This window comes from Halorubrum lipolyticum DSM 21995, from assembly GCF_000337375.1.
GTDB classification, from domain to species: Archaea; Halobacteriota; Halobacteria; order Halobacteriales; family Haloferacaceae; genus Halorubrum; species Halorubrum lipolyticum.
Genome location: NZ_AOJG01000040.1, coordinates 62361 through 86603 on the forward strand (window position 1 = coordinate 62361; position 24243 = coordinate 86603).

Below are 24243 nucleotides of genomic sequence, written 5' to 3' on the forward strand. Positions count from 1 at the left end.
TCACTCGGTCTTCCGGACGTAGTGTTTGTACACGTCCCGACCGCCCTCGGTCGCTTCCTCCTGATCGACGAGCTCGGCCCCGTCGGTCGACTCCGCCCAGCCCGCGATGTCGCTCACGCTCCCGGAGTCGGTGGCGACGACTTCGAGCACCTCGCCGGCGGCGATGCCGTCGAACGCGCCTTTGGTCTTGATCACGGGCATCGGGCAGTTCTGTCCCGTCACGTCCAGCGTCTCGGCTGCGGTTTCCGTACTCATTGTTTGGTCCCCCGTGTTGGGGTTACCCCACAATACTGGTCAGATCGCCATAAGTGTGTCGATACTTGTGGTTATTCTGAACTACTGACGAACAGGTGGCCGGATTTCGCGCTCGCGATACACAGTAGGAACGCTCGCTCCTCCTTCGCGCCTGCAAGTGCGATATGGGCAGTTTTCGACTCATCAAGCCGATCTTCTATATTGTGTATATAGTGAATTACTATACGAACTCTTAAGTCACTCCCTCCGTTACGACTGGGTGTACATGGACGCAGACGAGATGGACTTCCCGACGCCGGAATCGGACGTCGACTCGATCGCCCCCGAGACGCTCAAGAGCCGAATCGACGACGGCGAGTCAGTGACGCTGCTCGACGCCCGGATGTCGAGCGACTACGAGGAGTGGCGCATCGACGGGCCGACCGTCGACTCGATCAACGTGCCGTACTTCCAGTTCCTCGACGAGGAGATCGACGACGACGTCCTCGCCCGCATTCCCGACGACGAACACGTCACGGTGCTCTGTGCGAAGGGCGGCGCCAGCGAATACGTCGCGGGCGCGCTCGCCGACCGCGGCTACGAAGTCGACCACCTCGAGGACGGGATGAACGGCTGGGCCTCGATCTACGAGACCCGCGAGGTGACGGGCTACGACGGCCCGGGGACGCTCCTGCAGTACCAGCGCCCCTCCAGCGGCTGTCTCGGCTACCTGCTGTACGACGGCGGCGAGGCCGCGATCGTCGACCCGCTCCGGGCGTTCACCGACCGCTACCTCGCCGACGCGGAGGAGCTCGGCGTCGACGTGACGTACGCCTTCGACACGCACGTGCACGCCGATCACATCTCCGGGCTCCGCGACCTCGCCGAGGAGGGGGTCGAGGCGATGCTCCCGTCCGCCGCCGCCGACCGCGGCGTCACCTACGCCGACGCGGTCACGCTCGTCGAGGACGGCGACGAGTTCGCGGTCGGCGACGCGACCGTCGAAACGGTGTTCACGCCCGGACACACGACCGGGATGACCTCGTACCTGCTCGGCGACAGCCTGCTCGCGACCGGCGACGGGCTGTTCGTCGAGAGCGTCGCCCGCCCCGACCTCGAAGAGGGCGACGAGGGCGCGCCCGAGGCCGCACGGCTGCTGTACGACTCGCTACAGAACCGCGTGCTGACGCTCGACGACGACGTGCTCGTCGGCGGCGCGCACTTCAGCGACGCCGCGGAGCCGGCGGCGGACGGCACTTACACCGCGCCGATCGGCGAACTCCGCGAGCGGATGGACGCGCTCTCGGTCGACGAGGCCGAGTTCGTCGACATCGTCCTCGCCGACATGCCCCCGCGTCCGGCCAACTACGAGGACATCATCGCGACGAATCTCGGGCAGAACGCCGTCGACGACGACGAGGCGTTCACACTCGAACTGGGGCCGAACAACTGCGCCGCGAGCCAGGATGCGCTCACGAGCGACGACTGATCCGACCGTGACCCCACCGCACCAGCGTCTCCGGACCGATACGCAGACCGGCACACCCACCGCGTCTGGAGGTGAACACCGATGATCGACGCCGCCTTCGCCGACCTGCTCGGGCCCCAGACCGTCGACGCGCTGTTCCCGAACGGCGTGTCCCGGTACGCGATCGGGGGGATGCTCGTGGGGCTCGGGACCGTCCTGATCTACCTCGGAACGGGGATCACGGCCGGCGCGAGCACGTTCCTCGAATCGACCCTCTCGTACGTCTCGGGTCGCTCCCGATTCGCGCAGTACCGCCCGTCCCGCGACTGGCGCGTCGTGTTCACCGTCGGGATCATCGGCGGTGCCGCGGTCTACGCGGTGATCTACCAAGGCGATCCGTGGTCGATCGCGGGCAGCGGCTGGACCACCGAGGTGTCCGCGTGGCGGCTGTTCGTCGGCGGGATCCTCGTCGGGATCGGCACCCGGGTCGGGAAGGGATGTACCTCGGGCCACGGGATCTGCGGCGTCGGCTCGGTCTCCCGCACCTCGCTGGTCGGCGTGGCGACGTTCCTCGTCGTCGCGATCGTGACCGCGAACGCGGTCTCCGCGCTGGGGGTGGGGCTGTGAGCCGGCATCCGCTGTTCATGCCGCTGGTCCTCGTCGGCGGACTCGTCTTCGGCTTCGGACTCGGCTTCAGTCACATGGCCCGTCCGGAGGTCGTTATCGACTTCCTGACGTTCGACGACTTCGGGCTCCTGTTCGTGATGTTCGGCGGCTCGATCGTCGCTGGGATCGCGTTCTGGACGCTCCCGAAGCTGCGCGGGTCGGCGCCGCTCACCGGTCGCCCGTACGGCCGTCGTCTGAAGTCGTTCGATCGCAACGTCCTCATCGGCGGCTCCGTCTTCGGTGTCGGCTGGGGGCTGTCGGGAATCTGCCCGGGCGCCGCCTACGCCAGCCTCGGCGTCGGCAACTGGCCGATCCTCTACGCGATCGGCGGGATGTTCGTCGGCGCCTACGCGCAGGGCGCCTGGCGGAGCCACGACGCGGACGACCCCGCGGCGGCTCCGAGCGACGACTGACGAGCGCCTCCGGACCGCGGAACCGACTCGCCGGCAACGCTCGTCGGCGGACGCCGGTTCATTTACCGTACCCGTAGATCTACTACGACCCGTTCGTCTACCCGGTACCGCTCGCGTTCCACACCATGACACACGACCCATCAGACACGGACGAACCGACCGACGCGACCGCGAAGGACGCGACCGCGAAGGACACAGCATCGAAGGACACGGCGACAACGGGCGCCGCTGCCGCCAGCGACGTTCCGCCGGTCCCGACCGACCGCGTCGTCGACATCGCGACCGATTTGCTCGCGATCGACACGCAAAATCCGCCGGGCGACGTCCGCGCGGCGATCGAGTACGTCGAGTCGCTGTTCTCGGCCGCCGGCTTCGACACCGAGCGCGTCGCGACCGATCCCGCGAAACCGAACCTGATCGCGACCCTGCCGGGCGAGTCCGACCGGACCCTGCTGTACAACGGCCACGCGGACACCGTCCCCTTCGACCGCAAGATGTGGAACCGCGACCCCCTCGGCGAGCGCGACGGTGACCGGGTCTACGGCCGCGGTGCGACCGATATGAAGGGGCCGCTCGCGGCGATGCTCGCTGCCGGCGAGGCGCTGGCCGCGGCCGACCGCGCCCCTCCGGTATCGATCGCGTTCGCGGTCGTGAGCGACGAGGAGACCGGCGGCGCCGCGGGCGTCGACACCCTCGTCGAGCGCGGCGCGCTCGACCGGCTCGCGCCCGACGGGTGCGTCATCGGCGAGACGACCTGTTCGCGCGGGCGACACTCGGTCACCGTGGCGGACCGCGGGAGCATCTGGCTGACGCTCCGCGCGTCGGGTACCGCGGCGCACGGGTCCCGGCCGTCGCTCGGCGACAACGCGATCGACCGGCTCTGGGAGGCGACCTCGCTGATCCGCTCGCGGCTCTCAGCGCGTGAGTTTCGGCTGGACGCGACGCTACGGCCGATCGTCGAGGAGTCCGTCTCGTTCTACGAGCCGACGCTCGGCGCGGACGCGGCCCGCGACCTCTTTGAACACCCGACCGTGAACCTCGGGACGATCGAGGGCGGCGACGCGGTGAACACCGTTCCCGATTCGGCGACGGCCCGCCTCGACATCCGACTCACCGCCGGCGTCGACACCGCGGACGTGCTCGCCGACATCCGTGAGTGTCTCGCCGACTTCCCGGCGGTCTCCGTCGCCGACGCGAGCTGGTCGGTCGGGAGCTACGAGCAAGTCGAGAGCCCGCTCGTCAAGGCCGTGACGCGGACCGCCGAGGGCGTCGCCGGCGACCGGATACACCGGCGGAGCGCGACCGGCGGCGGCGACGCGAAGACGTTTCGCCACGCCGGAGTCTCGACCGTCGAGTTCGGCTTCGGCACCGACACCGTCCACGCCGTCGACGAGTACACCACCGTCGAAGCGCTGCGGCGTAACGCGGCGGTCTACGCCCGCCTCCCGACCGCGTGGGACGCGCTGTTCTCGGAACCGCAAGAACGAAGCGAGCGGTGATCGGCCGAGCGTTCCCTCGAGGCGCGGTCGAGAGGTAGATGACAGAGCGTGGACACGTGAACGGCGGATCAAATAAAAAGCTGCGTCAGGAACGACCGTTTCGCCTACTTGTTCTCGAATATATGTCACATGAAAAAGAGATATATTCAGTTACTGAACATAGCGGTGAATTAGTCCTGATATGCTTTGTCGCCTGACCTGTTCCAAATCAAGAGATGCGGCAGAACTCGAATAGCCAATTTCAAATTAGCCAATTTTAGAATAGTCTATTCGGAAGTATTATCCCCGGCCACAGTGGGGTAGGTGTATGGACTGCTTCGTGAATCGGGATGACGAACTCTCTCGGCTACGCGGATGCTACGAGTCCGACGGCGCAGAGATGGTCGTCGTTTTCGGTCGGCGACGCCTCGGGAAGACACAGCTCGTCCAGCACTCGCTCTCCGACCGTGACGACGCAGTCGTCTATCAGGCCACGGAGACCACCTCCCAGATACAGCTCGACGAGTTCGTCGATGTCGCCTCCGAAAACTTCTCCGGCATCACGCAAATCAAACAGAACTGGGAAGCGCTGCTCGGATATCTGGGGGATCAGGACGGAATCGTGGTCCTTGACGAATTTCCCTACCTCATCGACGCCGACGAGAGCCTCCCGTCCGTCATTCAGCGACTGTGGGACCAGCGGCTCCAGAGCACCTCGGGAACGCTGGTTCTGATCGGGTCGTCGATCAGTATGATGGAAGAAGCAACCCTTCTCGGGAACAGTCCCTTATATGGACGATTCACGGAACGACTTGACCTCCGGCCTCTCAACTTCGCTGCTGCACAGGAGTTCCTTCCGGACGAGTATGTGCCCGAAGAGCGGATTTTTATGTGGGGAATCTTCGGTGGCGTTCCGTACTATCTCGATGGCGTCGATCTTGGACGAGACCTCGGAACAGTTCTCACCGAGGAAGTGCTCTCCCAGAAGGGATACCTCCATAACGAACCGGAGTACGTGCTCCGCACCGAACTCACGGACCCGAACCGATACTTTGCGATCCTCACCGCGATCGCCGCGGGAAAGACGACGTCGAACGAGATCGCCCAAGCGATAGGGATCGACGGGAAGCAGATCTCGACGTACACACAGAAGTTGGAGCGTCTGCGGCTCATCGAGCGAGAGGTCCCGATCACTGAAGAGAAGGCAAAGTCACGCCGGGGGCGCTATCGAATCCTCGATCCGTTATTCCGATTCTGGTTCCGCTTCGTCTACGGCAGGGAAGATCGATACGAACGACTCGGAGAGAACGCCTACGACGCGGTCATTGAGCCGGAACTTCCAGACTTCGTGAGTCACGAGTTTGAGCGGCTTTGCCAAGACGCACTCCCGGGCCTCTACCCCGCAGAGACGTTCCTCGATATCGGTCGCTGGTGGTACAAGCAACACGAGGTTGACGTCGTCGGCTTCACCATAGACGGGACGATGGTCGTGGGGGAATGCAAGTTCACGAACGCACCGCTTGATTACGGAGCCCTCGCTTCTCTCGAAGACCACGCCGCCGAGATACGCTGGACGCCGGACGGCGATGAGAGGAACACTGAGTACGCCTTATTCGCCCGGAATGGTGCGACACAGTCCGTTCAGGAAGCCGTGTCCGAGCGCGATGACGTACAACTGTTCGAACTCGGAGATATTACGAAACACGCGTAGGGGTGCCATCAAACACGAAGGAGGAGAGAGGTTCGATGGCTGATGCTCGGAATCGAGCGAGCCGCAGAATAAACTACGTGATTTCAATGAAATCAACGTAAGAACGCCTAGAACGCCCGTTTGCGTTCCAGAACTGTTCTTACTCGTTTCCGAACATCTGGCGCATCATCGGGTGCATCTCCATCAGCTGCTCCTCGGCGATCTCCTCGTACAGCTTGTACGTGATGGAGACCGCGAGCAGCAGTCCGGTACCGGAGACCTGACCGATGGTTCCGAGTAGGTTCGCCATGACGGCGAGCAGCCCGACGAGGGCGCCGCCGATGACGGTCACCTGCGGGATGTACCGCTCCATGACCTTCTCGACGACCTGCGGATTCCGCCGGAATCCGGGGATCTGCATCCCGGAGTTCTGGATCTGTTTCGCCGTCGCCTCCGGACCCATCCCGGTGGTCTCGACCCAGAAGATGGCGAAGATCGCGCCGCCGACGACCATGAAGGTGAGGTCGATGGTCAGCCGAACCGCGATCATCCACGGTTCGACCGACGCCGGGATCTCACCCAGGAACCACATCCAGTCGGTTCGGCGCTGAATCGGGTTCAGGTAGTAGAACAGCCCGGAGATGGGCTGACCTTGGTCGCTGTAGATGCCGAGCCATCCCGGCATCCCCGCCCACTGCGAAGAGAGAAGCTGGCCGAGGAACTGGATGTTCGCCTGCAGCGCGCGAACGAGGATCATCGGCAGGACGGACGCGTAAATGAGCTTCACCGGGAAGCGTCCGCGAGCGCCCTTCACCCGCGCGTGCGAGAGCGGGATCTCGACGCGGACCGACTCCGCGTACACGACGATCCCGAAGATGAACAGCGTGGTGAACAGCGCCAAGATGTTCCCGGGATCGAACAGCAGGTTCTGGAGCCCCTCCGCGGTGAACGGCGACAGCGACACCGGCACGTCGCCGACGATGATGCCGTACCAGCTCGCGAAGAAGCCGGACGCACCGAGCGCCGAGAAGCTGAAAAAGCCTCCGACGATCTGCTGGCTCACGGCCGCGATGATGAACAGCCCGACGCCGGAACCGACGCCCCACTTGCTCACGATTTCGTCCATGAACAGGATGAGGATGCCGCCGACGAACACCTGCGCGAAGATCAGCAGTTCGACGCCGAACGTGCTGATTCCGAGCGCCCCCGCGACCGCCTGATCCGCTGGAAGGAACTCGCCGGTGAACACCATCGGCGCCGCCGTCAGGGCGGTGACGATGATCACCAGGAGCTTCTGGAGGCCCTGGTACAGGACCTGGTCGCGCGGGTCGTCGGTGTCGAGCCCCAGCAGGTTCGCACCGCCCAACAGCTGGAGGACGATGGACGCCGTGACGATCGGTCCGATACCGACCTGCAACAGCGAGCCGGACGAGCCGGCGAGCACCGACCGGAACTGCCCGAAGAAGTCCGACCCGCCGGTCGCCAACCCGAACGGGTTGATGTTGGTCAGGAAGAAGTAGACGACCAGGATGCCGGCCGTCCACATGAGCTTCCGCTTGAACGGAACGTGACCCGCGGGTCGCTCCACGACGGGCATCCGCGTGAGCACCGGTTCGGCGACCTCCTTCCAACTCATTGGTTACGCCTCGTCGTCCTCGTCGTCGGAAGTGTTTTCCGGTTCGTCAGCGGCCTCCTCGGCGCGCTCGGAGAGCGTCGCCTCGCCGCCGGCTTCCTCGATGAGTTCGACCGCACCCGCGGTGAACGCGTCGGCGGTGACTCGGAGTTCGCGACGGACCTGTCCGCCGCCGAGCACCTTCACGACGTCGGCGTCGTGGCCGTCCTCGACGACATCGCGCGCGTCGATAACGTACGCGTCACCGTCCTCTTCGGCGAGGTCCTCCGCGGCGTACACCGCCGCGTCCTCGTCGAGCTTCTGGACCTTCACTTCGAGGACCTCGGTCTGCGCGCTCTCGGGGCGCTTGAAGCCGTACTTGCCGAGCGGACCGTAGTTGTGGAACTCGTGTTTCGCGCGGCCGGCCGCGCCGCGGCCGCCGCGGTGACCGGCGCCGCGCCGGTTCTTGTGCGTTCCGCCGCCGTGCGTCCGGGAACCGCGCTGTCGACGTTTCTTACTCGTCATCGCATCGCCTCCAGGAGACCGTCGATCTCCTCGGTGGTGTGTTTCCCGAGTTCGCCGCCCTCGATCACCGGGTGCTTGATGCCTTCGTGACCGCCCCGGGGGGCGTGGAGCCGGAGCGTCGGGGAGAGACCCTGCTCGCGCAGCGTCGTCTCCTCGTCGACGAGCGCCTCGGCCAGCGCCTCCAGGTCGGCGTAGTCGGTGTTATCGTCGATCCACTCGTCGTCGATGTCGGCCGAGCCCTCCAGGGGCTCGCCGCGTCGCGCGACGGTGGTCGCGACCGCGTCGACGCTCGGTTCCCCGAACGCGACGACGTCGTTCACCTTGGTGATCATGCCGCGGTACGAGTCCGTCTCGGGGACGAGCGTCGCGTGGTTGACGCGCCCGATGTTCAGCATATCGAGCGTGTCCTCGACGCCGTACTCGAGGTTCACGTCGCCGCGGAGCTGGACGATCGCTTGCATCACTCGCTCACCTCGTCGTAGTGGACCTCGCGCGCGTGCTGCGGAGTGCGGGACTGCGCCGCGTTCTCCAGCGCGTTGAAGGTCGCCTTCGCGAGGTTCACCGTCGTGCGGGTGTTGCCGTCGGAGTTCGTCCAGGCGTCCTCGACGCCGGCGAGCTCCAGGATGTTCCGAACCGTCTCCGCCGCGGCCAGCCCGAGCCCCTGCGGGGCGGGCTGGATCTCGACGGTGACGGAGCCGGCCTTCCCCTCGGCCTTGCGGGTGAGGGAGTTCGTGCCGCCGGGCTGGTCCTCCCAAGACCCGGAGCCGCGGTCGACCGCGATGATGTTCAGCTTCGCCACGTCGATCGCCTTCTGAATGGCGCCGCCGACCTGGTCGTCCCGGGCCTGCGCGTAGCCGAGGTAGCCGTCGCGGTTACCCACGGCGACCACGCAGCGGAACTTCACGCGGCGTCCGGAGTCGGTCATGCGCTGGACCATGTTGATGTCCAGCACCTCGTCTTCCAGCCCCGGGAGGAGCTGGTCGACGATCTCGGCCTCCTTCAGCGGGAGACCGGAGTCGAGCGCCTGTTCCATCGACGAGATGTCGCCGTTCTGTACCTTGCGGCCGAGTCGCGTCCGCGGTTCCCAGCCGTCGTTGTGTCTACTCATGGTCCTCCTGGATTGTCGCGAGCACGTCGTCGAAGTGCTCGGGTAGGTCGGCCGCGTCGAAATCGCCGCCGTACAGCGGCTCGTCGAGCTGCTCGGCGTACGCGGCGATGTGTTCGCCACGCGTGCGCGACCAGTCGGCCAGCACGTCGTCGTTGTGCGGGATTTCGAGGCCGGCGTCGATCGCTCCTTCCTGTACTGCGAACGTCTTGTTGCCGGGCGTCGCCGTGTTGAGCCCGATGTCGAGGACGGCCTCGTCGAGGCCGGCGTCGACGGCGCGGGCGCCCGCGAGGTACCCGGTGAGGTACGCGCTGGGGAGGTTGCCCGTGGGGGCGTCCCAGCCGTACTCGCCGAGCTCCTCGCTGGAGGCGGCCGCGTGGGTCTCGTCGCCGTCGGATCCGGGAGTTACCAGCTGCGCCCTGACGTGAGCGTTGCTCACCCGAGCGACCAGGCGAGGCTTGCCCGATTTCAGCAGGCGCAACCTCTGGTGGTAATCCGTCCGGACCTCGCGGCGGCGCCGCATCGGCACCTTGTATCGTGGTCCTGTCGCCATTAGTCCGTCACCTCGTAACCGTACTGCGTCTGGATGTACGCCTCCAGTCGCGCGACGTCCTCGAACTCGCCACCGCTCGCCTTGTTGTAAAGCGTGCGGTACTCGCTGGCGTCGAGCACGTCCGCCTCGTCGCGGAGCTCCTTCAGGCGGGCGCGCTGTGCGCGGATCCGCGCCTTCCAGTCGTCCTTCGTGTTCTGTCGCGCACCGGCCTTCCCCTTGCGGGTACCGGCGCCCGACTGATGGCCGTACGAGCGCTTCTCGGCGCGCTCGCGGGCCCGACCGCGCGAGTTCGTCTTCGCGTCAGTCGCGCGGATGGTGCCCTGTTCGATGAGCTCGCGGACGTCCTCTCGCGTGATGGCGTCCTCGATCTCCTCCTGTGCCTCGGGGTCGAGCCAGACGCGACCCTTGCCGACGTCGAGCTCGTCCGCTGCAAGCCGCTTCTGCGCTTTCAGGTCACTCATCGCTGACCTCCACTTCGACGTAGGTCGGGTTCAGCACGCGGATCTCGCGCTCCTCTGCCTCGTCTTCGATCAGTTCGCGCTTGCGGCCGCCGACCTTCGAGGCGATACGCACCGCCTGCGTGTCGCCGTCGACGCCCTCGAGGTCGTCCGTGTTGTGCACGCGGACCTCCTCGAAGCCGCTCGGGTGCAGGTCGCGCGACGCCTTGGGCGACCGGAACCCCGCCTCGACGACGGGGCCCTTCGCCTTCATGCGGCGGCGCTGCTTGGAGAGCCCGCCGCGCGGCTTGCGCCACGACGTCGGGATCCGCTTTTTCTTGTGGTAGTCCTGCCGGTTGAACTGCGGTTTCCCCTCGCGGTGCTTCTGTGCGAGCGCGCGAGCGGTCTCGTCGTCCAGTGCCGGCGTCTTATCGGCGTGACCGCGGGGGCGAAGCTCCGTCTCGACGTCCTCGTCGGCGTCGGCCTCGTCGGCCTCCTCCTCCTCGTCCGTCTCGTCTTCGATCTCCGCGTCCGCCTCCTCGTCGACCTCCAGCCCGCCGACGTCGGCCTTGATACGCGCTGCGAGCGCGTTGCCGACGCCGTCGACCTCGGAGAGCTCCGACTGGGAGGCGGCCTTCACGTCCTCGACCGTCTCGTAGCCGGCCTCGCGAAGGGCGTCCGCCTTCGAGGGACCGACACCGCTGATGTCTTCCAGTTCGTCTGCCATTGGTTAGGCACCTCCGGTGGGCTTCTCGACGATGTACACGCCGTCTTGGAAAACGCGCGTGTCCTTGTCGGTCACCTTCGTCAGCTGTTCGATGTCGGCGGCGGTCTGCCCCACCGCCTCCTTGTCGGAGCCCGTGAGCGTGACCGTCTCGCCGTCGATCTGTACGTCCGTGTCCCCGCGGATCGGGGTGCGTCGCTGTGCTCGCTCGCCGAGGAAGTTCTCGATGACGACCTCGTCGCCCTCCGTGGTCACCTGCATCGGGAAGTGGGCGTAGTACACTTCCATCGTGTACTCCCATCCGTCGGTGACGCCGTGGATCATGTTGGCGACGTGGCTCTCGAAGGTGCCGACCGTGGCGTTTGTCTTCGCGTCCTCGTTCTCGGAAGCGATCGCGACGACACCGTCCTCGACCGTGACCTCGACATCGGGGTACCAGAGGCGTCGCGTGACGCTCCCGTTGGGACCCTCGACGGTGAGTTCGAGGTGGTCGGTCTCGGCGGAGACGTCGTCCGGAATCTCGATTTCGACTCTGTTCATTGTTAGTAGACGTATGCGATCACTTGGCCGCCGATACCCGCTTCGCGGGCCTCGTAGTGGCTCATGACGCCGTGGCTCGTCGTGACGATGAGCGTCCCGTAGTCACGGGCGGGGAGGTATCGCTTCTCCCACTTCTCGAACTCGTCCGCACCCGCGGAGTAGCGGGGCTTGACGGCGCCACACTCGTTGATCGCGCCTTTCAGTTCGACCTCGAATTTCCCGGCTTTCCCGTCGTCGACGTACTCGAAGCCGTCGACGTACCCGCGGTCGTAGAGGACCTCGAGGACGGAGCCGATGATGTTGGAGGCGGGCTCAACCGTGTACGACAGGTGGCCAACGCTCTCGGCGTTGTCCATGCCGGCCAGCGCGTTGGTGAATGGATCGTTTCCCGTCATGATCAGCTGTACTTCTCGAATCCCATGTCTCGGGCGACCTCGCGGAAACACTGCCGGCAGAGGTTGATGTCGTACTTGCCGACAAGCCCCTGCTCGCGGTCGCACCGCCGGCACGTGTGCCGGGAGTCGGTGCGTTTCGCCGCGTGCTCGCCCGTGTCGTTGTTCGCTTCGCTCATTCCGTTACCTCAACGTCGAAGTTCGTTTCGAGGAACGCGGCCGCGTCCTCGGCGGTCATCCGGTGTTTCGAGGGGATCGAGGCCGTTCCCTTGTCCCGCTTCGACACGCGGTAGCCGGGACGGACGATCGTCGTCGTCACGTCGAGGCCGTAGATGCCGATGTTCGGGTTGTACTCCTGGCTCGGGAAGTCGGTGTGGTCCTCGACCCCGAAGCTCAGGTTGCCCGTGTCGTCGAACTGGCTCTGCGAGACGTCGACGATGTCGAGCGCGGTCGCGAGGAACTCGTGTGCGTCCTCGTCCCGCAGCGTCACCTTGACGCCGATCGGGTCGCCCTTGCGGATCCCGAACTCGGCGATGGTGCGCTTCGAGGTGGTCCGGACCGACTGCTGGCCCGTGATCTCCTCGATGATCTCCTCGGCGTCAGCGAGCGGCTCACCGCCCTGCCCGACGCCCATGTGGACGACGACCTTCTCCAGGTACGGCTCGCGCATCTCGTGGGACGCGCTCTCGGATTCACTCATCCGAACCACCCGTCTCGTCGGCGTCGTCGCCGGCGAAGTTCTCGTCGATGACGACGAGGTACTCCTCGACCGTCTCGTAGCCGTCCTCGTCGTCGCCGACGAAGACCGTGTTCGAGCCGGAGCCGAGCGTCACGTCGATGTCGGCCACCTCGCCGATGCGGCCGGCGTGCTGGCCGGCGACGGCGGTGACTAAGGCGCCCTCCTCGTACTCGAAGTGGGCGACGATCTCCTTCGACTCGTTGTCGACGACGATCGAGTCCTTCGTGTCGTACTCGGTGTCGGCGTCGACGAGGACGTTCGTCCCGTCGTGGAGCGTCAGCTGAGCGTCGCCGCCGGGGACGACGGACTTGTTCGTGATCTTCCCGAGCCGGCTTCCGGCGGCCTCCTCGTCGACGGGGGTCAGCGCGAGCCGACCGCCCTCGTCGGGGAAGACGCGGAAGAACTCCCCGCGCTCGGGGAACGCCAGGATGTCGAACATCCCGATCGGACGCTGCTCGTCCGAGATGGCGTCCCCGTTGACGAGGACCGAGTCGTTGTTCAGCGCGTAGCGCGCCTCCTTCGTCGAGTCGACGTAGCCGAGCACGTCCCGCAGCAGGACGACGAGCGGAACGCCCGCCTCACCGTGCGGGCCGGCGCCGGCCTTGACGGTGAACGTGTTCGTCTTTCGCTCGACCGGCCAGGAGTTCGGTACTGCCAGTCGCTTCTGATGTCGCGTCATTCGTTATCCTCCTGGAGCCGCGCCTCCCGGCGCTCGTCTTCCAGGTCCAGTTCGGTCACCCGGACGTTGCTCGCCGGGATGGGACGGGGAACCTCCTCTCCGTCCGCCTTCTCGACGGTGACGTCCTCGACGGTGATCCGTTCCGCGGACAGGTCGACCGAGATGACCTCGGCCTCCGTGTCGGCCGCGTCGCCGCGAAGCACCTCGACGGTGTCGCCGGCGTTGACGCGGACGTTCCGCTGGCCGTACTCCTCGCGGAGCTCGTCCGTGAGGGTGGCGCGGACCTGGTTCTGCCGCTCGTGGAGCGGCGCGGTCTCCGACCGTTTTCGCTGTTTGCGTGGCTGTTTCGTCATGGTTAGACGATCATCGTCGCGGTGGAGGCGATGCTCCCGAATCGTTCGGCGACCTCGCGGGCGACGGGGCCTTTGATCTCCGTGCCCCGCGGCTCGTCGAGGTCGTCGATGATGACGGCCGCGTTGTCCTCGAACTTCACGCGCGTGCCGTTCGGACGGCGGATCGGCTTGCGCTGGCGGACGACGACCGCCTCCAGCACCTGCCGCCGCATCTCCGGGGTCCCTTTCGTGACCGAGACGGTCACTTTGTCGCCGATACCTGCCTTCGGGTGGCGGTTCTTGGTGCCGGAGTAGCCGGCCACCGAGATCACCTTCAGCTCACGGGCGCCGGTGTTGTCGGCGCACGTGATGAGCGAGCCCTTCGAGAGCCCCTGCGTGACGTCGGCCTTGAGCGCCTCCATCACTGATCACCCGACAGGTTCTCGACGACGACGTGGGACTTCGTCTTCGAGAGCGGTCGCGTCTCCGCGATTTTCACTTCGTCACCGACTTCGAGCGAGTCGAGCACGCCCGGCACGTGGGCCGGGATGCGCGAGCGACGCTTCATGTACCGGTCGTATTTCGGTACGAACACGTCGTATTCTCGCTCGACGATGACGGTCTTTTCCATATCCGTCGACACGACCGTTCCCTCACGGGTCTGGCCGCGGACGGAGAGCTGCCCGTAGAACGGGCACTTCTCGTAGTCGTAATCCTCCGGGTTGTCTGGCTCCGGAGGCGTGGGTACGTCGATTCCTATCGCCATTGTGTGACACCTTGTTCGGTGCGTTCGGCGGGTCGATACCGCAACCGATCGCCATCCACCGTTACGTAGACCGCGTCTTTGCACTCGCCGCGATGGCTCGCCGGACCCGCGTCGTCACCGGTGACGACGCTTGTGGACCCGGACGGGCCAGACTGACGGGGGCGGACCCCCGTAGTATCCGACCCGAGTTGGGACGCGGACCCCGACGACTGACCGTCGTCGGCGGCTTCATCTGTGCGAGCGGTCGGGACATCGACGACCGCGAACTCCAACGTCGCGCCCGATTTGGGCACGCGTTTGTCCCCCGACCCCGTCCGCACCACGAGGGTGCCGAACGTCTCGGACAGCACGCGACCGGCGATGCCCACGTGGGCGTCGCTGTCGGCGTCGACCACCCGAACCGGGAGGCCAACGAGTTCGTGCCGGACGAGCGTGTCGGGGGAGATCATCGTTATTCGTCGTCGAAGTCGCCTTCTTCCGCCTGGATCGTCTTGATCCGCGCGATCGTCTTCTTCAGCTCCTTGACGCGGCCGGGGCTCTCCGGCATGCCGCCGGCGGCCCGCTGCGCCTTCGAGTTGAGCAGTTCGGTCTCGAGCTCGTCCAGTTCGACCTGTCGCTCGGCCGCGGTCATGTCGCGGATCTCGTCGGTGTAGAGGATCGCCATCTATTCGTCCTCCTCGTCTTCGTCCGCAGCCTCCATCTCCGCGACGAGGTCTGCGGCCTCCTCTTCGATCTCCTCGTCGAGCTCCTCGACGTCGTCGGCGTCGACGTCCTCGTCGCCGACCGGTTCCTCGGCGGCGACGTCGGTCGCCTCCGTGGCCGTGTCCTGGGTCTCCTCGGCGACTTCCTCGACGACCTCCTCGTCGATGACGTCGGCGGGGTCCTCGTCGGGCACCTCGACGTCATCGTCGGCGCCCACGTCGGGCACCTCGTCTGGCTCCTCTTCGAGGAGCGACTCGACGCCCTCGTCGGCGTCGGCGCCGACCGCCGCCTGCTCGACCTCCGGGACCTCGGCGTCCTCGCGGATGTCGAAGTCGTCCGGGAGCTGCGCGCCCGGCGGGATGATCTTCACGTTGACACCGATCGTCCCGAGCTTCATCACCGCGACGCCCTGGCCGTGGTCGACGACCTCCTCCGCGGGCTCGCCGTTGTGCTTGATGTAGCCGCGGTTGAACTTCTCGACGCGCGAGCGCGCGCCGGTGACCTTCCCGCTGAGGACGATCTCGGCGCCCAGCGCGCCGGCATCCATGATCCGGTCGATGGTCGTGTGACCGGCCTTCCGGAAGTACCAGCCGCGCTCTAAGGCGTTCGCGAGGCGGTCCGCGACGATCTGTGCGTTCAGGTCGGGCTCGTCGACCTCCTGAACGTCGATCTGCGGGTCGTCCATGTCGAAGCGGTCCTCGAGCTCGGTGGTGATCTTGCGGATGTTCTTCCCGCCCTTCCCGATCACCATGCCGGGCTTTTCGGCCTTCAGGACGATCTGCGTCCCCATCGGCGTCTGAGCGACGTCCATGCCGCCGTAGCCGGCGCGACCGAGCTCGTCCGCGAAGAACTCGTTGATCTGTGAACGGCGCAGGCCGTCCTCGATGAATTGGTGTTCGTCAGCCATTATTCGTCAGCCTCCGGGTCCTCGATGATGAGTTCGACGTCGGCGAGCGTGGTGTTCCACTGGGTCGCGCCCGCGGCTCGCGGGTTTCGCCCCGGTCGTTCGCCGACCTTGTGGGGGGCGACGTGTTTGATAATCATCTCGTCGCCGTCGAATCCCTGTTCGGTCGCGTTGTTCTTGACGTTCTCCAGGAGCTTCAGGAAGTCCTTGGCGGCCTTCTCGGGGTAGCGCCCCGCGTCCCAGCCGTCGATGTCGGAGCGGTGGCCCGCGCCGGCGTTGTGCTGGCGCATCGGCACCGAGGTCTCCTCGTCGATGACTTCCTGCAGGAACTCCTCGGCGTCGGCGACCGTCTCGCCTTTGATCTCCCGGGAGATCTCCTTGCTGTCCTTCACGCTGATGGGCCGGTCGCGGAGCATCCCCTTGGCGGTGGTCTCCGGGTCGGCCTCGACGCTGTAGTTGATTCCCATGGGTTACTTGAGGGGCACGAACTTCGAGGACCGGGTCGCGCCGATGCCGGCCTGACCGTGTTCGACGGTGCTTCGAGTCAGGTGGAACTCGCCGAGGTAGTGACCGATCATCTCGGGTTCGACCTGCACGCGCTCGAAGCTGTGTCCGTTGTACACGGAGAAGGTGACGCCGACGAACTCCGGAAGGACCGGCATGTCGCGCAGATGCGTCCGGATCGGGTCGTCCGCCGTCGTCTCCTTGTCGCGGCTCCGGACCGTCTCCAGCAGCTTCTGCTGTTCGGTGCCGAGTCCGCGAACGATGCTTCGCCGCTGGCGTGCGGGGAGCAGTTCCGCCACTTCGTCTACGTCCATCTCCTGCAGCTCGTCGAGCGAGTGACCGCGGTAGGCGAACTCCTTGCCCTCGCGGCCTGTTCGGTAATCAGAACTCATTTGTTGCCACCTCGTCCGGTGCGCTTGGATGCGATGTCACCGACCTTCCGTCCCGGCGGGGCGTCCCGCGAGACCGACTTCGGCTGGCCGGGGTGTTGGCGACCGCCCCCACCGAAGGGGTGGTCGACGGCGTTCATCGCGACGCCGCGCACGCGCGGGTACTTGGTCCCGCGCGCCTTCATTTTGTGGTACTTGTTACCGGCCTTGACGAAGGGCTTCTCCGTCCGTCCGCCGCCCGCGACCACGCCGATCGTGGCGCGACACTGCGGGTCGAGCCGCTTCACTTCCCCGCTGGGAAGCTGGACGACCGCGACGTCGCGGTCGTGGGTGAGAAGCGTCGCCGACACGCCGGATGCGCGCGCGAACTTCCCGCCGTCTCCGCGGTTACTCTCGACGTTACAGACCGGAACGCCCTCGGGGATCTCCGCCAGCGGGAGCGTGTTCCCGGGCTTGATCTCCGCGCTCACGCCGACCTGAATCGTCTCGCCCACGCGCACGCCTTCCGGCGCGAGCACGAGCCGACGGTCGTCGTCCTCGAACTCGATCTCCGCGAGCGGAGCCGAGCGAGCGGGGTCGTGTTCGATCCCGACGATCTCGCCGGTGATCGTGTCCACGTCTTCGAGCTTCTTGTGCGACAGTTCCGCCTTGTAGCGGTGGGACGGGGCCCGGAACGTCGGGCCGCCGCGTCCACGCCGCTGTCCTTGGATTCGTCGTCCCATCTCAGAACACCCCGATGCGCGATGCGATCTCGGTCGCGTCGTCGTCCTCGGAGAGCGTGACGGTGGCCTTCTTCGCGCCCTGCGGGGTCACCTGCGTGTTCACGTCCACGACGGAGACGTCGTACCGGTCCTGCACTTCCTCGCGGACCTCGGGCTTGGTCGCGTCGACGTCGACGAGGAACAGCAGCTTGTTCTTGAAGTCCATCTCGTTCATCGCCTGCTCGGTGACGATCGGATGCTCGATGATGGAGTTCATCGGTCGGCCACCTCCTCGACGGCGCTCTCGGTCCACAGCGTGAGTCGGCCCGGGTGCGCACCCGGCGCGAGGTCCTCAGCGTTGACCTCTCGCGCGGTCGCGACGTCGACGCCCGAAAGGTTTCGGGCGGCGCGGGACGGCTCCTCGCTGGTGACGACCAAGACGGACTTCGGCTGGCTGTACTTGCGACCGCGGGTCTTCCCGCGGCCGGCTCGGACAGAGCGACCCTCCTCGGCGCGCTCGATGTCGGCGTCGGCGCCGACGGCCTCGAGCACGCCCAGGGCCTCCTGGGTCTTCTCGAGGTTCTCGAATTCGTCGCTCACGACGAGCGGGAGATCGAGGTCCTCGTCGAACGCGTGTCCGCGCTCGGCGACGAGCTCGGGGTCGGCGGTGGCCGCGATGGCCGACCGGATCGCGAGCTGTCGTTCCTTGTCGTTGAGGCTCTTCGTCTGGTCCTTCTCGGCCTTCGGCGGGTGCGCGGCGCGGCCCGAAACGGCGTTCGGGACGCGGCGGGCGACGTTCTCGGAGCGCGGGATGTGCGCGAGCCCGCGCCCGGAGCCGAACGACTCCGCGGGGGTTCGCAGCCCGGCGAACTCGTCGGCACCGTAGGCCTGTTTCCGGTTAGCCTGTGCGGCGGAGACCGCCCGACCGATGAGGTCCGGTCGGAACGCGGTCTCGAAGATCGCCGGCAGCTCGATGCTGCCAGCGTCCCCGCCGTCCAGGTCGTGTACTGTTGCGTTCATGGATTATCCCTGGTTGGATGCGGTGGATACGTACCGGACCTCGGGATCGAGGCGCGGCTGGTCGTTCGGCCGGATGGCCGGGCGGAACCGAAGCAGGCGCTTGTCCGGACCGGGCAGCGAGCCCTTGATGAGCGCGTACTCGCCGTCGACCTCGCCGTAGTTGACGAAGCCGCCGTCGACGGAGGCGTCGTCGCCCTCGCCGAAGTCGATGAGGCGCTTGTTGAGCTCGGTGCGCTGGTGGTAGCCGGTCTGCCCCTGCTGGGGAACGGTGGAGCGAACGCGGGAGGGGTTCCACGGACCGAGGTTGCCGATCCGGCGCCGCCATCCCTGGCGGGCGTGTTTGCCCTTCCGCTTCTGCACGCCCCAGCGCTTGACGGGACCCTGCGTCCCCTTCCCCTTCGTGATGCCCGAGACGTCGGTGTACTGACCCGCGCGGAAGACGTCGCCGAACTCGTGGGCGCCGCCCTCCGCGACGAGGTCGAGGCCGAAGTCGACGCGCTCCTCGAGGGAGCCGCCGCCGACTCGGGTCTCCATCACGTCGGGCTTCTTCTTGGGTACGTTCGCGAGCTCCGAGGGGACGGTGTGGGTGATGACGCGGACGTCGTCGACCGCGCCCTCGTCGAGCAGCGCGCGCAGCTCATCGGCGTCCTCCTCGAAGGTGTCCTCCGCCGGGAGGTCGAGCGCGCGGTCGAGCTCCTCGTGGAACTCGGTCGCCCAGACCTCTTCGACCGGCTTCTTTCCGTACGGCGTCTGTTCGTAGGCACGCAGGGCCACCGCGTACATCGGCGGCGTCTCGACGACGGTGACGGGAACGGACGTTTCCATCCCCTCACGCGGCGAGTTGGCCTCGTCGTTGACCATAACGACGTGCGTCATTCCGGCCTTGTAGCCGGCGAACCCCTGCAGTGCGGGGGCTCCGTCGTCGTCGGGCCACGATCGAATGCGCGGGACCTCTCGGTCTGCGCGGGTACGCGGGCCGTAGCCCAGCGAGCCTTTTCGTGGTCGGCTTGGTTGTGGCATGTGTTTACTCCGTGAGTGTGAGCGAGCCGAGAGTCACGAACAGAGCCTCCTCCGTCCGGACGACCTCGCTCGCCTGTGCCGGGATCGTGTTCAGCCAGAGGTCGAACCCCGGATCGGGTTCGACCGAGCGGCCGTCGGCAACGGCCGCCCGAATGCCGTCGGGCGAAAGCCCGAGCATCTCCGGAAGCCCTCGTTCGGGCGAGCCGAAGGCGACGGTGTACCCGCCGGCCTCCCGCGCGTCCGAGACGATGCCGCCGAGCCGCGAGACGGAGAGTTCCTCCCCGTGTCGCGACGTCGCGACGGCCAAGCCGTCGCCGGCGAGCGCTTCCGACAGGTCCGCTCCCACGACCTGGAACCCCTCCTCGGGCTTCCCGGTGATGCGGGCGCGGACCGGTTCTCTCGAAGAGACCCTGATGGTGACGCGCTCCCCTTGCTCGACCTCCATTCCGGAGGGAACGAGCAGGGAGATCGGGTGTTCCCGCAGCGGGGAATTGACCCGGACGCGGCCTTCAGGTCCGACCTCGGTCACGAGTCCCTGTGTTTTCGACTCTTCCCCGCTAGGGGTCGAGCCGGTCCGCCACGGCACGCGGAGCGGCGGGAGCACGCCGACGTACCGGAGCTCGTCGCGCTCCCCCCAGAGATCCTTGCGGAGCTCCGGCGGGGTCGCGGCGTACCCCAGCACGGTCCGAACGTACTCGCCGCCCCGTCGCCGCTCGCCTTCCCTGTCGGGGAAGACGACCAGTCGATCCGCCCGGAACACCGCCGCCGCACGGGCGACGTAGCCGAGTTTGCGAGTCGCCTCGCGAGCGTCCTCGGCCTCCCGGACGACCGAAGACGGAACGCAGATCGTGAGTCCGTCTTCGGTACGCATCGTGGCGAGACTGTACCCCTCGATTTCGGACGGCACCGTAAAAGGATAGCGGTCCCGCTTCCGGGCTGTGGAGCGTTCACACGGTTTCTGGCCGGTGATTTCGGCTCAGATCCGAGGTACGCACCCACACGATCGCCGCGGGCCGTCAGACCGGGACGATCCGCGCGACCGGCGCGTCGCCGTCGTCGACCGCGACGTAGAGGTGACCTGTGGCCGGTTCGACCGCGAGCGCCCGGACCCGCCAGTCTCGGTCGGCGAGGAGGGGATCGCGCTCGGTGACGTCGGCGTCGTCGGTACCGACGCCATCGACGGTGAACCGCCCGAGATACCGACCGGCGAGGGTCCCCGCGAACAGGTCGCCGCGCCACTCGGGGAACGCGTCGCCGTCGTAGAAGACGGCGCCGCTCGGCGGGAAGCCGCCCGAGCCGCACGGCCAGTAGTGGACCGGCGCGACCACGTCGCCGCGCTCCCGGTGGCTCGGCGCGACGCGCTCGTCGGTCCCGTACCGGCACGCCTCGCTGGCTATCGGCCAGCCGTAGTTGCCGCCGCGCTCGATCGCGTTGATCTCGTCGCCGTCCTCCTCGCCGTGCTCGCACTGCCAGACCGCCCCGGTCTCGGGACGGACCGTCATCGCCTGCGGGTTCCGGTGCCCGTAGCTGTAGACCGCGTCCGCGGCCTCCGCGTCGTCGACGAACGGGTTGCCGGGGTGGGCGTCGCCGTCGGGCGTCAGTCGCAGCGTCGATCCGAGCTCGTTCGAGCGGTCCTGCGAGACGTGATCGGGGCCGAACTCCGTGTCGCGCCGGTCGCCGACCGTGACGAACAGCGCGCCGTCGGGTCCGAACGTCGCTCGCGAGCCGAAGTGCTGATCCGAGTCGACGAACGGCTCCGCGACGTGGATCGCCTCGAACCCGTCGAGCGCGGGGAAGTCGGCGTCGGAGAGCGCGAGCCGCCCGCTCCCGACGTGGGTCGTCGACTCCCCGGCGTCGTTCGTCGCCGCGTACGTGAGGTACACGCGCGCGTCGCCCGAGAACTCCGGGTGGACCGCGACGTCGAGGAGCCCGCCCTGCCCGGCGGCGCGGACCTCGGGAACGCCCTCGACGGTCGACCGAGAGCCGTCCTCGGGATCCACCAGCGAGAGCCGGCCGGGACGCTCCGTCACGAGGAGGCGGCCGTCGTCCGGGAGGAACGCGATTCCCCACGGGTTCTCGAACCCCTCGGCGACGTTCTCGACCGCGTACTCGACGTCTGCGCCGTCATCGGGCGGAGCGTCGGTGCCGTCGGTATCGTTGCTGTCGTCGTCGGTGCCGTCGGTGCCATCGCTGCCGTCGTTCCCCCCGTCGCCGAGACAGCCGGCGAGCGAGAGCGCCGCGAGGCCGCCGGTGGCTCGGAGTACGGTGCGTCTGTCGGCGGCGGAGGCAGGCTGGCGCGTCATGGAGGTCGTCTCTGTGTGCGTGTTGGCCGGGAGCCCGATGACGCTTCCGGCGGTCGGGTTCGAGTCGAAATCCCGCCCCCGACGGCCCTCGTTCGGAACGCTTATATCTTCGACTCGGGCTATGTGCAGACGCGAAGCACGCACCGGTAGTGTAGTGGTATCACGCAACCTTGCCATGGTTGCAACCCGAGTTCAAATCTCGGCCGGTGCATTTTGCGAACTGACTTCGACGGTTAGCGCACGCTCCGCGGCGTTCCCCGACCGGTAGTTTCAATCGGCGATCCGCCGAACCTGTGGCGTGTGACCGTACCAACGAAGACGCTCCCGAGCGGCGCCGAGCTTCCGGGACTCGGACTGGGGACGTACGAACTCGACGGCCAGACGGCCGACAGCGTCCGCGCGGCGCTCGACGCCGGCTACGCGCATATCGACACCGCGGAGGGGTACCACAACGAGGAAGCCATCGGCGACGCCCTCGCGGAGTACGACCGCGACGACGTGTTCCTCACCTCGAAGGTGCTCGCGAAGAACCTCAACTACGAGTCGGTGATCGAGTCGTGCGAGGCGTCGCTCGACCGACTCGGGACCGACTACCTCGACCTGTATCTCGTCCACTGGCCCAACCCCGCGATCTCGCTGCGCGAGACGCTCCGAGCGATGGCGGAGCTCCGCGAACGCGGCCTCGTCCGCGACGTGGGCGTCTCGAACTTCAGCGCCTACCAGCTGAGTTGCGCGCACCACGTCTCTGATGTGCCGATCGCGGTCAACCAGATCGAGTTCCACCCGTGGTTCCAGCGCCCCGACCTCGTCGACTACTGCCGCGAGTCCGACACCGTGATCGAGGCGGCGGCACCGCTCGCGCGGACGGACGTGTTCGGCGACGAGGTCGTCGCCGAGCTCGCCGAGAAGTACGGGAAGAGCCCCGCGCAGGTCGTCCTCCGGTGGTCTGTCGACAGCGGCGTGGTCCCGCTGCCGCGGTCGTCGACGCCGGACCACGTCCGAGCTAACGCCGACCTCGACTGGGAGCTGGACGAGGCCGACCGGCGGCGGCTCGACGAGCGCGACCGCGACGAGCCGGTGTACGACACCCCGGCCCGGGACTGGACGAGCGACGTGTACGGGATCGAGCAGTGACGAGGCGCTATCACTCCGTGTCGTCGCCGAGCGCCACCGGCCGACCGGCCTCGGCCGACTCGTAGACCCCGTCGAGCGCGCGCATGTCCGCGAGGGCGTGCTCGCCGTCGGGGTGGAACGGCTCGTCCGCCAGCAGCTGGTGGCCGAAGTACGCGAACTCCTCTTCGATCTGGTGGACCTGGTCGAAGTCGACGTCGACGCGGGTGCCGTCGCGGACGACCGCGAACCCGCGGTCCTCCCGCTCGTAGAACGCCGGGTCGAGAATTAGTCTGGCCTCCGTTCCGGTGACCTCCAGCCGGCTCGCGTGCTGGGCGTTCTGGCTCACCGAACACAGCGCGTCGACGTCGTCCGGGAACTCCAGCCGGAAGGTGGCGTGCTCGTCGACGCCGGCGAACGCCTCGTGCTCGGAGCGGGTCCGCCCCGACACCCGGACCGGGTCGGCGCCGAGCGCGAACCGCGTCGTGTTGAGCGGGTAGACGCCCAGGTCCATGGCCGCGCAGCCGCCGGACAGCTCGGGGTCGAGCCGCCACTGGTCGGCGTCGCCGTCGAGCTCGCCGAGCATCGTCTGCGACATGGTCGCGTGGACGTGGACCACGTCGCCGGCGACGCCCGCCGCGACGAGGTCGCGGAGCCGTCTGGCGGCGGGGTCGGTCTGCATCCGGTAGCCGACCATCAGGGGCACGTCGGCGTCGCGACACGCGGCCACGAGCCGCCGGGCCCGGTCCAGCGTCGCCTCGAGGGGCTTCTCACAGAGGACTGCCTTCCCCTGCGCCGCGGCGGCCTCGACGTACTCCAGGTGGGTCGCGTTCGGCGTCGCGACGTACACCGCGTCGTACGCGTCGGCGACGGCGCCCGATCGGAACTCCTCGGGAGTGACGCCGGTCAGGTCGCGCCCGGCGGCGACCGCCTCCACCGCGTTCTCGTCGATATCGGTGACGACGGTCGCCTCCGTGTACGCCGACCGCGCGATCCCCGGCAGCGCCCACTCCCGGGCGAACCAGCCGAGGCCGACGACCGCGACTCGGACGGGGCCGGTGACGGCCCCCGGTTCGAGCGTCTCCCAGTCCCGGCGCGTGAACTCGTCGAGGTACTCCGCGAGATCGGCTTCCATACCGAGGAGTCGGCGCGGGGGCGCCAAATAACCCCCGCGACGCGAAGGGCGAAGATCACCGTGAACCGGTCACTACGGACCGTCGGTCACCACGGACCGTCG

The 24243-nt window shown here is 67.2% G+C and carries 34 protein-coding genes and 1 tRNA gene; 7 read left to right on the top strand and 28 right to left on the bottom strand.

From position 1 onward, the window contains the following. The gene (locus C469_RS14350) at window positions 1-255 is read right to left on the bottom strand and encodes a sulfurtransferase TusA family protein (RefSeq protein ID WP_008007858.1); all 255 of its coding nucleotides are present in this window, start codon (window positions 253-255) and stop codon (window positions 1-3) included. 265 nt (window positions 256-520) lie between these two features. Between C469_RS14350 and C469_RS14355 the strand changes: the two genes are divergently transcribed. The 5 genes from C469_RS14355 to C469_RS14375 all read left to right on the top strand — a co-directional run bounded on the left by C469_RS14355 (window position 521) and on the right by C469_RS14375 (window position 5970). Then, entirely contained in the window at window positions 521-1723 is a 1203-nt protein-coding gene (locus tag C469_RS14355; protein WP_008007860.1) for an MBL fold metallo-hydrolase, read from the top strand. 81 nt (window positions 1724-1804) lie between these two features. Beyond that, window positions 1805-2329, top strand: a complete 525-nt coding sequence (locus tag C469_RS14360) for a YeeE/YedE family protein (protein WP_008007862.1) — start codon at window positions 1805-1807, stop codon at window positions 2327-2329. A 17-nt stretch (window positions 2330-2346) separates the two neighbouring features. Then, window positions 2347-2781, top strand: a complete 435-nt coding sequence (locus tag C469_RS14365; RefSeq protein ID WP_008007864.1) for a YeeE/YedE family protein — start codon at window positions 2347-2349, stop codon at window positions 2779-2781. 125 nt (window positions 2782-2906) lie between these two features. Then, window positions 2907-4280, top strand: a complete 1374-nt coding sequence (locus tag C469_RS14370; RefSeq protein ID WP_008007866.1) for a M20 family metallopeptidase — start codon at window positions 2907-2909, stop codon at window positions 4278-4280. A gap of 307 nt (window positions 4281-4587) precedes the next feature. Further along, window positions 4588-5970: an ATP-binding protein gene (locus C469_RS14375; RefSeq protein WP_049911466.1), complete on the top strand. Its 1383-nt coding sequence runs from the start codon at window positions 4588-4590 to the stop codon at window positions 5968-5970. A gap of 139 nt (window positions 5971-6109) precedes the next feature. Here C469_RS14375 and secY read toward each other — a convergent pair whose 3' ends face one another. The 26 genes from secY to C469_RS14505 all read right to left on the bottom strand — a co-directional run bounded on the left by secY (window position 6110) and on the right by C469_RS14505 (window position 21896). Next, window positions 6110-7585, bottom strand: a complete 1476-nt coding sequence (secY, locus tag C469_RS14380) for a preprotein translocase subunit SecY (RefSeq protein ID WP_008007871.1) — start codon at window positions 7583-7585, stop codon at window positions 6110-6112. Between the two features lie 3 nt (window positions 7586-7588). Next, window positions 7589-8086 (bottom strand): uL15m family ribosomal protein, encoded by a 498-nt coding sequence (locus tag C469_RS14385; RefSeq protein ID WP_008007873.1) that lies wholly within the window; start codon window positions 8084-8086, stop codon window positions 7589-7591. Then, window positions 8083-8547, bottom strand: a complete 465-nt coding sequence (locus C469_RS14390; protein WP_008007876.1) for a 50S ribosomal protein L30 — start codon at window positions 8545-8547, stop codon at window positions 8083-8085. The genes C469_RS14385 and C469_RS14390 overlap by 4 nt, the downstream gene beginning before the upstream one ends. Then, entirely contained in the window at window positions 8547-9194 is a 648-nt protein-coding gene (locus C469_RS14395; protein ID WP_008007878.1) for a 30S ribosomal protein S5, read from the bottom strand. The genes C469_RS14390 and C469_RS14395 overlap by 1 nt, the downstream gene beginning before the upstream one ends. Beyond that, window positions 9187-9744, bottom strand: a complete 558-nt coding sequence (locus C469_RS14400) for a 50S ribosomal protein L18 (protein WP_008007880.1) — start codon at window positions 9742-9744, stop codon at window positions 9187-9189. Before C469_RS14400 ends, C469_RS14395 begins: the two co-directional genes overlap by 8 nt. Next, a complete protein-coding gene (locus tag C469_RS14405) occupies window positions 9744-10205 on the bottom strand; it encodes a 50S ribosomal protein L19e (RefSeq protein ID WP_008007882.1) in 462 nt (153 codons plus the stop codon). The genes C469_RS14400 and C469_RS14405 overlap by 1 nt, the downstream gene beginning before the upstream one ends. After that, complete coding sequence (locus C469_RS14410; RefSeq protein ID WP_008007885.1) at window positions 10198-10908, bottom strand: 50S ribosomal protein L32e; 711 nt, start codon at window positions 10906-10908, stop codon at window positions 10198-10200. The genes C469_RS14405 and C469_RS14410 overlap by 8 nt, the downstream gene beginning before the upstream one ends. Before the next feature lie 3 nt (window positions 10909-10911). After that, entirely contained in the window at window positions 10912-11445 is a 534-nt protein-coding gene (locus tag C469_RS14415; RefSeq protein ID WP_008007887.1) for a 50S ribosomal protein L6, read from the bottom strand. Window positions 11446-11447: 2 nt separating this feature from the next. Then, entirely contained in the window at window positions 11448-11840 is a 393-nt protein-coding gene (locus tag C469_RS14420; RefSeq protein ID WP_004597419.1) for a 30S ribosomal protein S8, read from the bottom strand. 2 nt (window positions 11841-11842) lie between these two features. Continuing rightward, a complete protein-coding gene (locus tag C469_RS14425) occupies window positions 11843-12016 on the bottom strand; it encodes a 30S ribosomal protein S14 (RefSeq protein ID WP_004597423.1) in 174 nt (57 codons plus the stop codon). Continuing rightward, window positions 12013-12537, bottom strand: a complete 525-nt coding sequence (locus C469_RS14430; RefSeq protein ID WP_008007889.1) for a 50S ribosomal protein L5 — start codon at window positions 12535-12537, stop codon at window positions 12013-12015. Before C469_RS14430 ends, C469_RS14425 begins: the two co-directional genes overlap by 4 nt. After that, window positions 12530-13255, bottom strand: a complete 726-nt coding sequence (locus C469_RS14435; RefSeq protein WP_008007891.1) for a 30S ribosomal protein S4e — start codon at window positions 13253-13255, stop codon at window positions 12530-12532. The genes C469_RS14430 and C469_RS14435 overlap by 8 nt, the downstream gene beginning before the upstream one ends. Continuing rightward, window positions 13252-13608: a 50S ribosomal protein L24 gene (rplX, locus tag C469_RS14440; RefSeq protein WP_008007893.1), complete on the bottom strand. Its 357-nt coding sequence runs from the start codon at window positions 13606-13608 to the stop codon at window positions 13252-13254. Before rplX ends, C469_RS14435 begins: the two co-directional genes overlap by 4 nt. Window positions 13609-13610: 2 nt before the next feature. Next, complete coding sequence (locus C469_RS14445; protein WP_008007894.1) at window positions 13611-14009, bottom strand: 50S ribosomal protein L14; 399 nt, start codon at window positions 14007-14009, stop codon at window positions 13611-13613. Further along, the gene (locus C469_RS14450; RefSeq protein ID WP_008001361.1) at window positions 14009-14353 is read right to left on the bottom strand and encodes a 30S ribosomal protein S17; all 345 of its coding nucleotides are present in this window, start codon (window positions 14351-14353) and stop codon (window positions 14009-14011) included. Before C469_RS14450 ends, C469_RS14445 begins: the two co-directional genes overlap by 1 nt. After that, window positions 14344-14802 (bottom strand): ribonuclease P protein component 1, encoded by a 459-nt coding sequence (locus C469_RS14455; RefSeq protein ID WP_008007896.1) that lies wholly within the window; start codon window positions 14800-14802, stop codon window positions 14344-14346. The genes C469_RS14450 and C469_RS14455 overlap by 10 nt, the downstream gene beginning before the upstream one ends. A 2-nt stretch (window positions 14803-14804) precedes the next feature. Next, window positions 14805-15017, bottom strand: coding sequence for a 50S ribosomal protein L29 (gene rpmC, locus C469_RS14460; protein WP_008007899.1), 213 nt, complete (start codon window positions 15015-15017; stop codon window positions 14805-14807). Beyond that, a complete protein-coding gene (locus C469_RS14465) occupies window positions 15018-15962 on the bottom strand; it encodes a 30S ribosomal protein S3 (protein ID WP_008007902.1) in 945 nt (314 codons plus the stop codon). Then, window positions 15962-16426 (bottom strand): 50S ribosomal protein L22, encoded by a 465-nt coding sequence (locus C469_RS14470; protein ID WP_008007904.1) that lies wholly within the window; start codon window positions 16424-16426, stop codon window positions 15962-15964. The genes C469_RS14465 and C469_RS14470 overlap by 1 nt, the downstream gene beginning before the upstream one ends. A gap of 3 nt (window positions 16427-16429) precedes the next feature. Beyond that, complete coding sequence (locus C469_RS14475) at window positions 16430-16855, bottom strand: 30S ribosomal protein S19 (protein WP_008007906.1); 426 nt, start codon at window positions 16853-16855, stop codon at window positions 16430-16432. After that, window positions 16852-17574, bottom strand: coding sequence for a 50S ribosomal protein L2 (locus tag C469_RS14480; RefSeq protein ID WP_008007907.1), 723 nt, complete (start codon window positions 17572-17574; stop codon window positions 16852-16854). Before C469_RS14480 ends, C469_RS14475 begins: the two co-directional genes overlap by 4 nt. Before the next feature lies 1 nt (window position 17575). Continuing rightward, window positions 17576-17830, bottom strand: a complete 255-nt coding sequence (locus C469_RS14485) for a 50S ribosomal protein L23 (protein WP_008007910.1) — start codon at window positions 17828-17830, stop codon at window positions 17576-17578. Further along, on the bottom strand, window positions 17827-18573 hold the full coding sequence (rpl4p, locus tag C469_RS14490) for a 50S ribosomal protein L4 (protein ID WP_008007912.1): 747 nt from the start codon (window positions 18571-18573) through the stop codon (window positions 17827-17829). The genes C469_RS14485 and rpl4p overlap by 4 nt, the downstream gene beginning before the upstream one ends. A gap of 3 nt (window positions 18574-18576) precedes the next feature. Further along, window positions 18577-19593, bottom strand: coding sequence for a 50S ribosomal protein L3 (locus tag C469_RS14495; RefSeq protein WP_008007914.1), 1017 nt, complete (start codon window positions 19591-19593; stop codon window positions 18577-18579). A 4-nt stretch (window positions 19594-19597) separates the two neighbouring features. Continuing rightward, complete coding sequence (locus tag C469_RS14500) at window positions 19598-20464, bottom strand: putative RNA uridine N3 methyltransferase (RefSeq protein ID WP_008007916.1); 867 nt, start codon at window positions 20462-20464, stop codon at window positions 19598-19600. Window positions 20465-20609: 145 nt separating this feature from the next. After that, window positions 20610-21896: a PQQ-dependent sugar dehydrogenase gene (locus C469_RS14505; RefSeq protein WP_008007918.1), complete on the bottom strand. Its 1287-nt coding sequence runs from the start codon at window positions 21894-21896 to the stop codon at window positions 20610-20612. 140 nt (window positions 21897-22036) lie between these two features. Here C469_RS14505 and C469_RS14510 point away from each other — a divergent pair. Next, window positions 22037-22107: transfer RNA gene (locus C469_RS14510), tRNA-Gly, on the top strand. An 89-nt stretch (window positions 22108-22196) separates the two neighbouring features. After that, window positions 22197-23030, top strand: coding sequence for an aldo/keto reductase (locus C469_RS14515; RefSeq protein WP_008007922.1), 834 nt, complete (start codon window positions 22197-22199; stop codon window positions 23028-23030). A 10-nt stretch (window positions 23031-23040) separates the two neighbouring features. Here C469_RS14515 and gfo6 read toward each other — a convergent pair whose 3' ends face one another. Continuing rightward, window positions 23041-24141 carry a D-xylose 1-dehydrogenase Gfo6 gene (gfo6, locus tag C469_RS14520; protein ID WP_008007924.1) on the bottom strand — a complete coding sequence of 367 codons (1101 nt, stop codon included), beginning with the start codon at window positions 24139-24141 and terminating at the stop codon, window positions 23041-23043. Between the last annotated feature and the right edge of the window lie 102 nt (window positions 24142-24243).

Bases quoted from the DNA above. Each gene is read 5' to 3' on its own strand.
- C469_RS14350 (WP_008007858.1), bottom strand. From the start codon at position 255: ATGAGTACGGAAACCGCAGCCGAGACGCTGGACGTGACGGGACAGAAC.
- C469_RS14355 (WP_008007860.1), top strand. From the start codon at position 521: ATGGACGCAGACGAGATGGACTTCCCGACGCCGGAATCGGACGTCGAC.
- C469_RS14360 (WP_008007862.1), top strand. From the start codon at position 1,805: ATGATCGACGCCGCCTTCGCCGACCTGCTCGGGCCCCAGACCGTCGAC.
- C469_RS14365 (WP_008007864.1), top strand. From the start codon at position 2,347: ATGCCGCTGGTCCTCGTCGGCGGACTCGTCTTCGGCTTCGGACTCGGC.
- C469_RS14370 (WP_008007866.1), top strand. From the start codon at position 2,907: ATGACACACGACCCATCAGACACGGACGAACCGACCGACGCGACCGCG.
- C469_RS14375 (WP_049911466.1), top strand. From the start codon at position 4,588: ATGGACTGCTTCGTGAATCGGGATGACGAACTCTCTCGGCTACGCGGA.
- secY (WP_008007871.1), bottom strand. From the start codon at position 7,585: ATGAGTTGGAAGGAGGTCGCCGAACCGGTGCTCACGCGGATGCCCGTC.
- C469_RS14385 (WP_008007873.1), bottom strand. From the start codon at position 8,086: ATGACGAGTAAGAAACGTCGACAGCGCGGTTCCCGGACGCACGGCGGC.
- C469_RS14390 (WP_008007876.1), bottom strand. From the start codon at position 8,547: ATGCAAGCGATCGTCCAGCTCCGCGGCGACGTGAACCTCGAGTACGGC.
- C469_RS14395 (WP_008007878.1), bottom strand. From the start codon at position 9,194: ATGAGTAGACACAACGACGGCTGGGAACCGCGGACGCGACTCGGCCGC.
- C469_RS14400 (WP_008007880.1), bottom strand. From the start codon at position 9,744: ATGGCGACAGGACCACGATACAAGGTGCCGATGCGGCGCCGCCGCGAG.
- C469_RS14405 (WP_008007882.1), bottom strand. From the start codon at position 10,205: ATGAGTGACCTGAAAGCGCAGAAGCGGCTTGCAGCGGACGAGCTCGAC.
- C469_RS14410 (WP_008007885.1), bottom strand. From the start codon at position 10,908: ATGGCAGACGAACTGGAAGACATCAGCGGTGTCGGTCCCTCGAAGGCG.
- C469_RS14415 (WP_008007887.1), bottom strand. From the start codon at position 11,445: ATGAACAGAGTCGAAATCGAGATTCCGGACGACGTCTCCGCCGAGACC.
- C469_RS14420 (WP_004597419.1), bottom strand. From the start codon at position 11,840: ATGACGGGAAACGATCCATTCACCAACGCGCTGGCCGGCATGGACAAC.
- C469_RS14425 (WP_004597423.1), bottom strand. From the start codon at position 12,016: ATGAGCGAAGCGAACAACGACACGGGCGAGCACGCGGCGAAACGCACC.
- C469_RS14430 (WP_008007889.1), bottom strand. From the start codon at position 12,537: ATGAGTGAATCCGAGAGCGCGTCCCACGAGATGCGCGAGCCGTACCTG.
- C469_RS14435 (WP_008007891.1), bottom strand. From the start codon at position 13,255: ATGACGCGACATCAGAAGCGACTGGCAGTACCGAACTCCTGGCCGGTC.
- rplX (WP_008007893.1), bottom strand. From the start codon at position 13,608: ATGACGAAACAGCCACGCAAACAGCGAAAACGGTCGGAGACCGCGCCG.
- C469_RS14445 (WP_008007894.1), bottom strand. From the start codon at position 14,009: ATGGAGGCGCTCAAGGCCGACGTCACGCAGGGGCTCTCGAAGGGCTCG.
- C469_RS14450 (WP_008001361.1), bottom strand. From the start codon at position 14,353: ATGGCGATAGGAATCGACGTACCCACGCCTCCGGAGCCAGACAACCCG.
- C469_RS14455 (WP_008007896.1), bottom strand. From the start codon at position 14,802: ATGATCTCCCCCGACACGCTCGTCCGGCACGAACTCGTTGGCCTCCCG.
- rpmC (WP_008007899.1), bottom strand. From the start codon at position 15,017: ATGGCGATCCTCTACACCGACGAGATCCGCGACATGACCGCGGCCGAG.
- C469_RS14465 (WP_008007902.1), bottom strand. From the start codon at position 15,962: ATGGCTGACGAACACCAATTCATCGAGGACGGCCTGCGCCGTTCACAG.
- C469_RS14470 (WP_008007904.1), bottom strand. From the start codon at position 16,426: ATGGGAATCAACTACAGCGTCGAGGCCGACCCGGAGACCACCGCCAAG.
- C469_RS14475 (WP_008007906.1), bottom strand. From the start codon at position 16,855: ATGAGTTCTGATTACCGAACAGGCCGCGAGGGCAAGGAGTTCGCCTAC.
- C469_RS14480 (WP_008007907.1), bottom strand. From the start codon at position 17,574: ATGGGACGACGAATCCAAGGACAGCGGCGTGGACGCGGCGGCCCGACG.
- C469_RS14485 (WP_008007910.1), bottom strand. From the start codon at position 17,830: ATGAACTCCATCATCGAGCATCCGATCGTCACCGAGCAGGCGATGAAC.
- rpl4p (WP_008007912.1), bottom strand. From the start codon at position 18,573: ATGAACGCAACAGTACACGACCTGGACGGCGGGGACGCTGGCAGCATC.
- C469_RS14495 (WP_008007914.1), bottom strand. From the start codon at position 19,593: ATGCCACAACCAAGCCGACCACGAAAAGGCTCGCTGGGCTACGGCCCG.
- C469_RS14500 (WP_008007916.1), bottom strand. From the start codon at position 20,464: ATGCGTACCGAAGACGGACTCACGATCTGCGTTCCGTCTTCGGTCGTC.
- C469_RS14505 (WP_008007918.1), bottom strand. From the start codon at position 21,896: ATGACGCGCCAGCCTGCCTCCGCCGCCGACAGACGCACCGTACTCCGA.
- gfo6 (WP_008007924.1), bottom strand. From the start codon at position 24,141: ATGGAAGCCGATCTCGCGGAGTACCTCGACGAGTTCACGCGCCGGGAC.